The sequence below is a fragment of the Streptomyces sp. NPDC058665 genome (genome assembly GCF_042714995.1).
GTDB lineage: Bacteria > Actinomycetota > Actinomycetes > Streptomycetales > Streptomycetaceae > Streptomyces.
Map to the genome: position 1 here is coordinate 1 of NZ_JBHXRX010000012.1, position 12,401 is coordinate 12,401.

The 12,401-nt window shown below is 70.4% G+C and carries 10 protein-coding genes; 7 read left to right on the top strand and 3 right to left on the bottom strand.

Annotated features, from left to right (window positions below; all coding sequences use genetic code 11):
• Positions 1-61: 61 nt before the first annotated feature.
• Positions 62-1,636: a ricin-type beta-trefoil lectin domain protein gene (locus tag ACFWV8_RS09970; RefSeq protein WP_384199382.1), complete on the bottom strand. Its 1,575-nt coding sequence runs from the start codon at positions 1,634-1,636 to the stop codon at positions 62-64.
• 106 nt (positions 1,637-1,742) lie between these two features.
• On the opposite strand from ACFWV8_RS09970, the gene ACFWV8_RS09975 reads away from it, so the two are divergent.
• Positions 1,743-3,137: a class II fumarate hydratase gene (locus tag ACFWV8_RS09975; RefSeq protein ID WP_384199384.1), complete on the top strand. Its 1,395-nt coding sequence runs from the start codon at positions 1,743-1,745 to the stop codon at positions 3,135-3,137.
• Positions 3,138-3,252: 115 nt separating this feature from the next.
• Complete coding sequence (locus ACFWV8_RS09980; RefSeq protein WP_384199386.1) at positions 3,253-3,927, top strand: DUF402 domain-containing protein; 675 nt, start codon at positions 3,253-3,255, stop codon at positions 3,925-3,927.
• Between the two features lie 255 nt (positions 3,928-4,182).
• On the opposite strand, the gene ACFWV8_RS09985 is transcribed toward ACFWV8_RS09980, so the two are convergent.
• Entirely contained in the window at positions 4,183-4,317 is a 135-nt protein-coding gene (locus ACFWV8_RS09985) for a hypothetical protein (RefSeq protein ID WP_384199388.1), read from the bottom strand.
• A 146-nt stretch (positions 4,318-4,463) separates the two neighbouring features.
• On the opposite strand from ACFWV8_RS09985, the gene ACFWV8_RS09990 reads away from it, so the two are divergent.
• A complete protein-coding gene (locus ACFWV8_RS09990; RefSeq protein WP_384199390.1) occupies positions 4,464-6,383 on the top strand; it encodes a SpoIIE family protein phosphatase in 1,920 nt (639 codons plus the stop codon).
• Between the two features lie 241 nt (positions 6,384-6,624).
• Positions 6,625-8,088 carry a catalase gene (locus ACFWV8_RS09995; protein ID WP_384199392.1) on the top strand — a complete coding sequence of 488 codons (1,464 nt, stop codon included), beginning with the start codon at positions 6,625-6,627 and terminating at the stop codon, positions 8,086-8,088.
• 22 nt (positions 8,089-8,110) lie between these two features.
• Here the strand turns inward: ACFWV8_RS09995 and ACFWV8_RS10000 are convergent, their stop codons facing one another.
• A complete protein-coding gene (locus tag ACFWV8_RS10000; protein WP_384199394.1) occupies positions 8,111-10,381 on the bottom strand; it encodes a transglycosylase domain-containing protein in 2,271 nt (756 codons plus the stop codon).
• A gap of 263 nt (positions 10,382-10,644) precedes the next feature.
• Between ACFWV8_RS10000 and ACFWV8_RS10005 the strand changes: the two genes are divergently transcribed.
• From ACFWV8_RS10005 to ACFWV8_RS10015, 3 genes are read left to right on the top strand one after another with little or no spacing between them, the layout of a single operon-like run.
• On the top strand, positions 10,645-11,580 hold the full coding sequence (locus ACFWV8_RS10005) for an SPFH domain-containing protein (RefSeq protein WP_384199396.1): 936 nt from the start codon (positions 10,645-10,647) through the stop codon (positions 11,578-11,580).
• Positions 11,577-11,846: a hypothetical protein gene (locus ACFWV8_RS10010; RefSeq protein WP_384199398.1), complete on the top strand. Its 270-nt coding sequence runs from the start codon at positions 11,577-11,579 to the stop codon at positions 11,844-11,846. The genes ACFWV8_RS10005 and ACFWV8_RS10010 overlap by 4 nt, the downstream gene beginning before the upstream one ends.
• A 9-nt stretch (positions 11,847-11,855) precedes the next feature.
• Complete coding sequence (locus ACFWV8_RS10015) at positions 11,856-12,401, top strand: carboxymuconolactone decarboxylase family protein (protein ID WP_384199400.1); 546 nt, start codon at positions 11,856-11,858, stop codon at positions 12,399-12,401.

Genomic DNA, 12,401 nt, shown 5'->3' on the forward strand with positions numbered 1-12,401 from the left:
GTCCCGGACCCGGCCGGGTCCGGGACCGCGCCCGGGAACGCGCCCGCGCCCGCGCCCGCGATCAGACGAAGCGCTGGTTCGCCGACCCGTCGCAGTTCTGGAGCCGGAGCGGGTCCCGCTCCGACGCCAGGGTCAGACAGAGCGTGCCCGCCGACGCCGGGCGGATGGTGCCCGCCTCGATGGCGAACTTCTGGTTCGCGCCGCCGTGGCAGTCCCAGAGGGTGACCGCGGCGCCCGCGCGGTACGTGCCCGACGGGACGTCGAGGCAGCGGTCGTGACTCAGCTCGCTGTGCAGCGACCGGGCCCCGGCGCCTGTCCCGGTGTCGTACCACCAGCCCTGGTTACGGCCCTCGTTGCAGCCGTAGCCGGTGATCTTGGAGCCGTTACGTGTCCTGGACGCGCTGACGTCGACGCAGGTGCCCGTTCCCTCGTTCTTCAATGGCTGAAAAACGTCGTCCCAGCCGCCCGGCTGGAGCACCGGCCGCCCCGTGCTCGCCGGGTCGGCGCAACTCGCCTCGCTCAGGCCCGAGTTGTAGAGCTGGGTCAGACACGACGCGAACGCCACATGCCCGGCGGCGTTCGGATGGAAGGACTGGCGCACCGAATTCTCGTTCGGCGGGAAGGGGTTGCCGATGTCGATGAACAGACCCCGGGCCCAGTCGTCGTCCGTGCACACCTCATGGCCGTGGAAGAGCCGCGAGTTGTCCAGATACACCGCGCCCGAGTTCTTCGCGGCCTTGCGCATACCGCTCTGGAAGGCGGGGACCGCGCCGTCACGGGCCCAGGCGGCGTCCGCGTCGTGGCCGGTGCAGCCACCGGGGATCTTGCCCGGGAAATTGGGATTGTCGGCGTAGTCGGGGGTGAGGGGGCCCGGGTAGCCCATCACGACGAGCTTGTAGTCACCGTCGGCGTAACCCGCGTCGCGCATCACGCCCCGCAGGTCGGCCACGGTCGACTCGACCTTGGGGACGAGTCCGTCGACCCGCGCCTGCCAGCCCGGCCGGTACTTGTCGGCGCAGGGCCCCTGGAGCGTGAACCAGCGCAGTACGCAGTCGGTGATCACCGGACCGAACTGGAGATCGTCGTTGGCGCCCGCCACGAGCACCACCATCTTGAGCCTGGTGTTGCGCGCCTTGATGGCGAGGCTGTCGCTCTGTACGAGTTCGTCGGCGAACTGCGCCGTGCCGCCGACCCGGATGTTGACGGTCGACGCGCCCGAGCAGGAGACGTTGTAGGTGACGTCCGCGGCGATCGCGGTGCGGTGGATCGCCGAGTCGGGCGAACGGTGGCACCAGTTGTCGGGGCCGTTCGTCCCCGGCTCGTACGTGCCGACGCCCTCGCCGGAGATCTCACTGTCGCCGAGCGCGATGAGCCCGGTCTTGCGCTGTTCGGGCGGGCGCTCTCCGGGGGCGCCGTAGAGCCGCGTGGCCTCGGCGGCGCGGATCGCTTCGAGGGCGGGCGGCAGCGGGGTGGACGCGCGAACCGCGGCGGGCGCGCCCGCAGGGGCCGATGCCGACGCCGATGCCTGCGCAGACGCCTGGGCCGCTGGCGTCAGGGCGACCAGTCCGCCGACGACGGTCGCGCATGCGGCGAGCGTGGCGACGGTACTTCGGAACGTGGGTCTCATACGTTGCATGGCCTCCCCGATCACAGTGGTTCCAGAGGTTTTTACTGGCGGGTAGGGCCCTTGGGAACACTCCGAACAAGACAATTGCTCACCTTCTTTAGGAGGTACGACCCTGATGACGAGCGACGCGAACTACCGCACCGAGCACGACTCCATGGGCGAGGTCCGGGTCCCGGCGGACGCCAAATGGCGCGCCCAGACCCAGCGGGCCGTCGAGAACTTCCCCATCTCGGGCCGGCCCATCGAGCGGGCCCACATCGAGTCCCTGGCCCGTATCAAGGCAGCCGCCGCCACCGTCAACGCCGAACTCGGCGTCGTGGACCGGGACATCGCCGACGCGGTCCGGAGCGCGGCGGCCGAGGTCGCGGACGGCCGCTGGGACGAGCACTTCCCGGTGGACGTCTTCCAGACCGGCTCCGGCACCTCGTCCAACATGAACGCCAACGAGGTCATCGCCACCCTCGCCACCGAGCGCCTGGGCCGCGAGGTGCACCCGAACGACCACGTCAACGCCTCGCAGAGCTCCAACGACGTGTTCCCCTCCAGCATCCACATCGCCGCGACGGCCGCCGTCACCGCCGATCTGATCCCGGCCCTCGCCCATCTCGCCGCCTCGCTTGAGCGCAAGGCCGATGAGTTCGCGGACGTCGTGAAGTCGGGCCGCACGCATCTGATGGACGCCACACCCGTCACGCTGGGCCAGGAGTTCGGCGGTTACGCCGCCGCCGTCCGGTACGGGATCGAGCGGCTGGAATCGGTTCTGCCGCGCCTGGCCGAACTGCCCCTGGGCGGTACGGCGGTGGGCACCGGCATCAACACACCGCCCGGCTTCTCCGCCGCCGTCATCGCCGAGGTGGCCCGTACGACCGGGCTGCCGCTGACCGAGGCCAGGAACCACTTCGAGGCGCAGGGCGCGCGCGACGGGCTCGTGGAGACCTCGGGCCAGCTCCGTACCGTCGCCGTCTCGCTCACGAAGATCTCCAACGATCTGCGCTGGATGGCCTCGGGACCGCGCACCGGTCTCGCCGAGATCAATCTGCCCGATCTCCAGCCCGGCTCGTCGATCATGCCGGGCAAGGTCAATCCGGTGATCCCGGAGGCGGTCCTGATGGTCGCCGCCCAGGTCACCGGCAACGACGCGACCGTCGCCACGGCCGGGGCGGCGGGGAACTTCGAGCTGAACGTGATGCTGCCGGTGATCGCCAGGAACCTCCTGGAGTCCGTACGGCTGCTCGCCGCCGTCTCCCGGCTGCTCGCGGACCGCACCGTCGACGGCATCACGGCGAACGTGGAGCGCGCCCGCGAGTACGCGGAGTCGTCTCCCTCCGTCGTCACCCCGCTGAACAAGTACATCGGCTACGAGGAGGCGGCGAAGGTCGCGAAGAGGTCGCTGGCGGAGCGGCGGACGATCCGCGAGGTGGTGCTGGACGCCGGTTATGTCGAGCGCGGCGATCTCACGCTGGAGCAGCTGGACGAGGCCCTGGACGTCCTCCGGATGACGCAGCCGTGAGACCCGGCCCCGTTCCGGGCGTACGGCGGGCCCCCGCGATGATCACGACCGACAAGATCGAGCCGTCCGGGCGCACCTCACAGCGCCCGAGGGGCACCGGCTCTAAGATCTGCGCATGACAGGTGTGGACGGCATTCGACACTGGGACCGGGGCGAGCGGATTCTCTGGCGCTACCGGGACAACGGCTCCCGGCATGTGCACATCTGCCGACCGGTGACCGTCGTCGAGGACACCGACGAGCTGCTCGCCGTGTGGATGGCGCCGGGCACCGAGTGCGTGAAGCCGGTGCTGGCCGACGGCACTCCCGTGCACCACGAACCGCTCGCCACCCGGTACACGGCGCCGCGCACCACCGCCCGTGCCCACTGGGAGGGCACCGGTGTGCTGAAGCTGGCGCGGCCGGACGACCCGTGGTCCATCTGGCTCTTCTGGGACCAGGGATGGCAGTTCCGCAGCTGGTACGTGAATCTTGAGGAGCCCCGGCTGCGCTGGGCGGGCGGCATCGACTCCGAGGACCACTTCCTCGACATCTCGGTCTACCCGGACCGCAGCTGGCTCTGGCGGGACGAGGACGAGTTCGCCGAGGCCCAGCGGGTCGGGCTGTTGGACGCCGGCCAGGCGCTGCGGGTGCGGGAGGCCGGGAGCGCGGCGGTCGAGATGATCAAGGAGTGGGGCGCGCCGTTCTCCGCGGGCTGGGAGGACTGGCGGCCCGACCCCCGGTGGTCGGTGCCCGAGCTGCCGGAGGGCTGGGACCGCGCGCCCGAACCGGCAAAGGTCCGGACCAGATGAGGCAAAAACGGCTGGTGGCCGCACGTACCTGGTGATCGCCGGGGCGGGTTCGCCGACGTCGTGAGACCCTTGATGCGCCCCCAGGGTTCAAACGTAGGATCGTCCTCCGCAAGGCTGCGCCTGACCAACGCGCCGCAGGGGTCGCGGAGCTGACTTAGGGTCATGTCGCTGGACCAACGAGCCGCACGACGCACGACGCACGCCAGAACGATTCGTACGACGAACAAGCCGCAGACAGCAGCAGGACAGCGCACATCAGCCGCTGGACATCGACGAGGGGGTGGAGCCGTGCAGGACGCCTGCCGTGCCGACATCCGCGTTCTCGGGGCCCTTGAAGGCCGTTTCCGCCGCAAGGTACCGATGCCCGGCCGCGAGAGCCCGTGCGGTCACAGACCCGGCGCGCCCTGGACAAGGGCCGCATCACCGGGTCCTGTCCGGCGCCAGACGCCCCGGGCTCATCCGCGAAGATCCGCCGGACAGGACTTAGTCGAATCGGTTGTCTCGCACCACCGGCCCGGACGGACGGAATCCCACGCGTGACGGAGCATCCCACCTCCCATGAAGGCCGGCAGCCCGTGGCTGCCCGGTCCCAGGAACGCACCCGGCCACGGCAGGAGGCTCCCGCCGCCGCCGTACCGCAGCCGTCGGTGCCGCCGGTACCCACGCCCGCGTCCGCGCAGGCCATCGTTCCCCCGGCCGCGCCTCCGCAGGACCCGGTGGGCGCCGCGCGGCGCGAGGGCGACCGGCTGCGCTTCGTGGGCGCCGCCACCCGTCGTATCGCCCGGGGCATCGACCTGGACGAGATCGTGCTCGGGCTCTGCCGGGCGACCGTCCCGACCTTCTCCGACTCGATCCTCGTGTATCTGCGCGACCCGCTGCCCGTCGGCGACGAGCGCCCGGTCGCCCCCTTCGTACTGAGGCTGCGCCGTACGGACTGGCTGCGCGCCACCGGCGAGGACACCGACGGCGCGGGGATCCAACTCCCCGAGGCCGAGGCAGGACGGGCGTCGGTCCCGGACCCGCAGACCGAGGTGATGCCCGCCGCGCAGCTCTGCGAAGTGGCGTCCGGCGGCGCGCTCTCCGAGATCCTGCGCGGTGTCCGGCCGGTCTTCGGCGACTCCGCCGCCGCCCGCGCGGCGCTGCCCGAGCTGCTCGGCGGCGAGATGACCGTTCCGGGCGGCCGGCGCGGGATCCTGGCCCCGCTGCGCGGCCGGCGGCGCGTCATCGGCGCCGCCGTCTTCCTGCGGAGGCCCGACCGCCCCGCCTTCGAGCCCAACGACCTGCTGGTGGCCGCGCAGCTCGCGACGCACACCGCGCTCGGCATCGACAAGGCGGTGATGTACGGCCGCGAGGCGTACATCGCGGACGAGCTCCAGCGCACGATGCTCCCGGAAGGGCTGCCGCAGCCCACGGGTGTCCGGCTCGCCTCTCGCTATCTGCCCGCAGCCGAGACCGCGCGGGTCGGCGGCGACTGGTACGACGCGATCCCGCTGCCCGGCAGCCGCGTCGCCCTCGTCGTCGGCGACGTGATGGGTCACTCCATGACGTCGGCGGCCATCATGGGCCAGCTGCGGACGACGGCGCAGACCCTCGCCGGTCTCGACCTGCCGCCGCAGGAGGTCCTGCACCACCTCGACGAGCAGGCGCAGCGCCTGGGCACCGACCGGATGGCCACCTGCATGTACGCGGTGTACGACCCGGTCTCGCACCGCATCACCATCGCCAACGCGGGCCATCCGCCGCCCATATTGCTCCATCTGGGCGGCCGGGCCGAGGTGCTGCGGGTGCCGCCCGGCGCCCCGATCGGCGTCGGCGGGGTGGACTTCGAGGCGGTCGAGCTGGACGCGCCGGCCGGCGCGACGCTGCTCCTCTACACGGACGGCCTCGTGGAGTCCCGGCTGCGTGACGTGTGGACCGGGATCGAGCAGTTGCGGGAGCGTCTCGCGGCGACGGCGCAGCTCACCGGTCCCGACCACTCGCCTCCTTTGGAGGCGCTCTGCGACGACGTGCTGGACGTGCTCGGTCCCGGTGACCGTGACGACGACATCGCGCTGCTGGCCGCGCGCTTCGACGGGATCGCCCCGAGCGATGTCGCTTACTGGTTCCTGGAGCCGGAGGACGCGGCGCCTGGGCGGGCGAGAAGGCTCGCCAGGCGGGCCCTGTCGCGCTGGGGCCTTGAGGAGCTGAGCGACTCCGTCGAGCTGCTGATCAGCGAGGTCGTGACCAACGCGGTCCGGTACGCGGAGCGGCCGGTCACCCTGCGGCTGCTGCGGACCGACGTGCTGCGCTGCGAGGTCGGCGACGACTCGCCCCAACTGCCCCGCCAGCGCAGGGCCCGCGAAACGGACGAGGGCGGGCGGGGGCTGTTCCTGGTGAACCGGCTGGCCAGGCGCTGGGGCGCGACACGGCTGTCCACCGGCAAGGTCGTCTGGTTCGAGATCTCGACCCGTCCGTAGACCGGTCCGCAGACCCGTCCCGGAGCGTCCGCGGGGCGGTCCTGGACCGGTCCGGGACCGGTGTACGACCCGGTCCGGGACCCGGTCCCCGCGGGTCCCCCGGGCGGCCCCGCGGGCCCCCGGCAAATGTTGCCGACGATGTGTCGGCGGGTTTGACTGGGGCAGGCGGCCGGATACGACCGCTGTCGTCCCGTGTCGCCCGATTCCGGCCGCGGGAACCCCTATCGACGGGAAAACGCTCGTGACCGAGTCGACGCCCAAGGCCCCGTACACGACGAACAACGCCGGTATCCCGGTGGAGAGCGACGAGAACTCACTCTCCGTCGGACCCGACGGTCCGCTCCTGCTCCAGGACCACTACCTCATCGAGAAGATGGCCCAGTTCAACCGGGAACGGGTCCCCGAGCGGGTGGTCCACGCCAAGGGCTCGGGCGCGTACGGCGTCTTCGAAGTGACCAACGACGTCAGCCAGTTCACCAAGGCCGACCTCTTCCAGCCGGGCAAGCGCACCGAGATGCTGGCCCGCTTCTCCACCGTCGCCGGCGAGTTCGGCTCGCCCGACACCTGGCGCGACCCGCGCGGCTTCGCCCTGAAGTTCTATACGGAGCAGGGCAATTACGACCTGGTGGGCAACAACACGCCGGTCTTCTTCGTACGCGACACGATCAAGTTCCAGGACTTCATCCGCTCGCAGAAGCGCCATCCGGCCACCGGACTGCGCAGCAACGACATGCAGTGGGACTTCTGGACCCTGTCACCCGAATCCGCGCACATGGTCACCTGGCTGATGGGCGACCGAGGCATTCCCAAGTCCTTCCGCCACATGAACGGCTACGGCTCGCACACCTATATGTGGGTCAACGCCGCGGGTGAACGCTCCTGGGTCAAATACCACTTCAAGACCGACCAGGGCGTCGACCATCTCACCCAGGCGGACGCCGACGAGATGGCGGGCTCCGACGCGGACCACCACCGCCGGGATCTGCACGAGGCGATCGAGTCGGGGAACGCGCCGACCTGGAGCCTGAAGGTCCAGATCATGCCGTTCGAGGACGCCGCCGACTACCGCTTCAACCCGTTCGACCTCACGAAGGTGTGGCCGCACGGCGACTACCCGCTGATCGACGTCGGCCGGATGACGCTCAACAAGAACCCGGACAATTTCTTCATCCATATCGAGCAGGCCGCCTTCGAGCCGTCCAACATGGTTCCGGGCATCGGCCCGTCGCCGGACAAGATGCTGCTCGGCCGGCTCTTCTCGTACCCGGACACGCACCGGTACCGGATCGGCCCGAACTACGCGCAACTGCCGCCCAACCGGCCGCACTCGCCGGTGAATTCGTACGCCAAGGACGGCCCGATGCGGTACGTCGCGTCGAACGCCTCGGCCCCGTACGCGCCGAACTCCTACGGCGGCCCCGCCGCCGACACCGAGCGCTACGGCGATCCGGCGGGCTGGGCGGCGGCGGGCGACATGGTCCGCGAGGCGTACACGAAGCGGCGCGAGGACGACGACTGGGGCCAGGCGGGCACCCAGGTCCGCAACGTGCTCGACGACGCGGCACGCGACCGTCTGGTGTCGAACGTCTCCGGTCATCTGCTCCAGGGCGTCAGCCGCCCGGTCCTCGACCGGGCGTTCCAGTACTGGCGCAACATCGACAAGAACATCGGCGACCGGATCGCCGGGAAGGTCAACGGAGGCTAGGGCCCGTCGTTTGGATCAGGCCCTAGGGAGCCGGTGGCCGCAGGCCGCCGGTCCCTCCGTCCGCGCCCCCGGAGCCCGTACCGCCGTTGTCGTTGCCGCCGTTGGCGCCGCCGGTCTCCTCACCGCCGCTCCCTCCGCCGCCGGAGTCGTCGCCCGGCTCCGGCGGCGGGGCCGGAGGCTCGCTGGACGGCGGGGGCTGGGACACCGGCGGGTCGCTCTCGGTGTCGCTCGGGTCCGGCCGGTCGGGCGGCGGCGGGGTCGTCTCCTCGCTGGACGGCGGCGGCACGGAGGGCGGCGGCGGGGGCTTCGGCGGCTGGTAGGCGGGCTCGGCGAGATCGAGGTCGAACGAGGCGTCGGAGCCGCCGTTCAGCGCGCCCAGCGTGTAGTCGGCCCAGATCTTGGCGGGGAAGCCACCACCGTTGGCGCGGCCGGAGTTGGCCGTGCCGGTGAGGGTCACCTGGCCGCCGCCCTCGGCGGTGGACTCGCCGAACAGGGCGACCACCGTGGTCAGTTCGGGGGTGTAGCCGGCGAACCACGCCGACTTGTTGTCCTCCGACGTACCGGTCTTGCCCGCCGCCTCGTACGCGTCGGTGCTCGCCTCACGGCCCGAGCCGTTCTTCACGACGCCGGTGAGGGCCGAGGTGACGGTGTCGGCGGACTCGCGGCTGATCGCCTGCTCGCCGATCCGCTCGGGCAGGTCGACGGTGCGGTCCTTGTGCTCGGCGGACTTCAGGATCGACGGTGTGACCTTCTCGCCGTGGTTGTCGAGCGTCGCGTACACGCCCGCCATGTCCCAGGTGGATGCCTCCATCGTGCCCAGGGTGATCGCGGGCCGCTCGGGGAAGTTCTTGTCCCGCATGCCCAGATCGAGCGCGGTCTTCTTCACGTTCTCCGGGCCGACGTCCACGACCATCTGCGCGAACACCGAGTTGACCGAGTCGTTGGCCGCCTGCTGGACGGTGATGTCGCCGTAGTCGCGATCGTCCTCGTTCTGCGGCGCGAAGGGGGTGTCGCTGCCGACGACCGGCCGCTTGCTCGTGCCGTCGTAGACGGTCTTGAGGCCGATCTTCCGGCCGTCCTGGGTCTTCGACTCGTTCTCCAGCGCCGAGGCGAGCACGACGGGCTTGAAGGTCGACGCGGGCTGGTAGTCGGTGCGGGTGGCGTTGTTGATCCAGTGCTCGGTGGCGCCGACCCCGCCGTAGAGCGCGACGACCGCGCCGGTCTTCGGGTCGACGGACGTGGCGCCCGCCTGCACGGTCGCGTCGACCTTGTTCTTCTCGCGGTCGAGCTTGGACTCCAGCTGCTTGTCGACCGCGCCGACGAGTTCCTTCTGCCGCTTCTTGTCGACACTGAGTGTGATCGTCCAGCCGCCGGCGTCGATGTCCGCCTTGTCGACGCCGCGCCGCTCCAGCTCGCTGTTGGCGGCCTCGACGAGATAGCCCGCCTGCCCCTCCGCGCCGGGAGCCGGCTTGGGCTTCTGCGGTACGGGGAACTTGAGCCCGCCGCGCTCGCCGGCGTCCAGCCAGTTCTCCTCGACCATGTTGTCCAGGACGTAGTTCCAGCGCTCGGTGACGAGCTTCTTGCCCGTCTCACTGGCCTGTGTCCAGTCGTACTGGTTGGGGGCCTGGAGCAGCGCCGCCAGATACGCGCCCTGCGCGACGTTCAGCTTGGTCGCGTCCACGCCGTAGTACGCCTGGGCCGCCGCCTGGATGCCGTACGCACCCCGCCCGTAGTAACTGGTGTTCATGTACCCGGCGAGGATCTCGTTCTTGTCCATCCGCTGGTCGACCTTGAGCGAGATCACCAGTTCCTTGAGCTTGCGGGTGACCGTCTGGTCCTGGTCCAGGTAGTAGTTCTTCACGTACTGCTGGGTGATGGTCGAACCACCCTGTTTGCCCTTGCCCGAGAGGGTGTTCATCAGGCCGCGGGCGGTGCCCTTGACGTCGACTCCGGAGTCTTTGTAGAAGGACTTGTTCTCGGCGGCGACGAAGGCCCGCTGGACGTCCTTGGGGACCTTCTCCAGGCCGACTATCTCCCGGTTGATCTCGCCGGTCCGCGCGAGGACCGTGCCGTCGCTGAACTTGTAGACGTTGCTCTGCATCTCGGCCTGCGCGTTGGCTGTCGGGACCGGGACCAGGAAATAGATCACGACGAACGCGCCCATGCCGAGCAGGCACAGCCCGAGGAACGTACCGAGCAGCTTCCGCAAGCTGAGGAAGCCACGTATGCCGCCGGCCTTCGTCGCCCGGCGCGCTCCACGCTGCCGGGCCTGTCGCGCTTCCGCTCGGCCCATCGCTCAGTCGCTCCGTTCTCGGGTCTCGTGTCTCGCCTCGCCGGGCCTGGTCCACTTGTCGCACTTGCCGGAATCAGCTCAGAAAGCTAACACCGTCCCCTGTGACAAAGAGCCTCGATCCGGTCTTATCAGACGTGACAATCAGCACCTGTCTCAGAGGAACCGACTCACGAGAGGCGCGGAGGGTTGCGAAGCGCGTTAATGTGTAATCACAATGCTATCTACGCCGATCGGCGTGACAGCGCGAGAAACGGGGACCCGACATGCCTACGACCAGCACTCCAGTGGTGGACGATCTGCCCGAGATGCCCGCGCCGCGGGTCCGTGAGTTCCAGGCGAGCAGCATCGGCGGCGGCCTCGCGCTGCTGCTCGGTCTGATCGGTCTGGCCGGCGGGATCGCCCTCATCGTGATCGGCTCCTCCCTCGACTCGGCCGGCGCGAAGGCCGTGCTGATCCTGCTCGGCATCCTGCTCGCGATCGCCGCGTTCTTCGCGATGTGCGGGCTGAACATGGTGGCGCCGGGCGAGGCACGCGTCGTCCAGCTCTTCGGGCGCTACCGCGGCACGATCCGCGTCGACGGCCTGCGCTGGGTGAACCCGCTCACCTCACGCGCGAAGATCTCGACCCGGGTGCGGAACCACGAGACCGCCGTCCTGAAGGTCAACGACGCCTACGGCAACCCGATCGAGCTGGCGGCGGTCGTCGTCTGGCGGGTCGAGGACACCGCGCAGGCGCTCTTCGAGGTGGACGACTTCCTGGAGTTCGTCTCCACCCAGACCGAGGCCGCCGTCCGGCACATCGCGATCGAGTACCCGTACGACGCCCACGAGGAGGACGGTCTCTCGCTGCGCGGCAACGCCGAGGAGATCACCGAGAAGCTCGCGGTCGAGCTGCACGCCCGGGTCGAGGCGGCCGGTGTGCACATCATCGAGTCGCGCTTCACGCATCTCGCGTACGCTCCGGAGATCGCCTCGGCGATGCTCCAGCGCCAGCAGGCGGGCGCGGTCGTGGCGGCACGCCGGCTGATCGTGGACGGCGCCGTCGGCATGGTCGAGGCGGCCCTCACCCGGCTGACCGAACAGGACATCGTCGAGCTGGACTCCGAGCGGAAAGCGGCGATGGTCAGCAACCTTCTGGTCGTGCTCTGCGGTGACCGGGCCGCGCAGCCGGTCGTGAACACGGGCACTCTTTACCAGTGACGGAACGGAAGCAGGTTCTCCTGCGCCTGGACCCGGCGGTGTACGACGCCCTGGCACGGTGGGCGTCCGACGAACTGCGCAGCGCCAACGCGCAGATCGAGTTCCTGCTCCGCCGGGCCCTGGCGGAGGGGGGCCGGCTCCCGGGCGACGCGAGGCCGATCCCGCGCAGGGGCAGACCGCCGAAGGCCCAGGAGCCGCCCGGGAAGCCGCCTCTGGCGGGACCCGGCGACGCGTCCGACTCCGCCCCGGACGATCACCATCCGTAGGAGAGCACGATGTCACTGGACGCCCTGAAGGCCGCCGTTCCCGACTACGCCAGGGATCTGCGGCGCAATCTCGACGCGGTGCTCGACCGGGGCACGCTCTCCCAACAGCGGCTCTGGGGCACGGTGCTGGTCTGCGCGATCGCCGCACGCTCGGCGCGCGTGCTGCGCGAGCTGGCGCCCGAGGCCGGCGCCCGGCTCTCCGCCGACGCGTGCACGACGGCCAAATCGGCCGCCGCGGTGATGGCGGTGAACAACGTGTTCCACCGGACCCGGCATCTGCTCTCCGATCCCACCTACGGAGAGCTGCGTACGGGCCTGCGGATGACGGCCACGGGCCATCCGGGCGTCACCAGGGCCGACTTCGAGTTCTGGCAGTTCGCGGTCTCCGCGGTCAACGCCTGCGGCCTCTGCCTCGACGCGCACGAGGGCGCGCTGCGACGGCTGGGAGAGGACCGCGAGACGATCCAGGAGGGCATCAAGATCGCGGCGGTGATCCAGGCCCTGGCGACGACGCTCGACGCGGAGGCCGTCCTGGACGGTCTCCACGACGCGTAG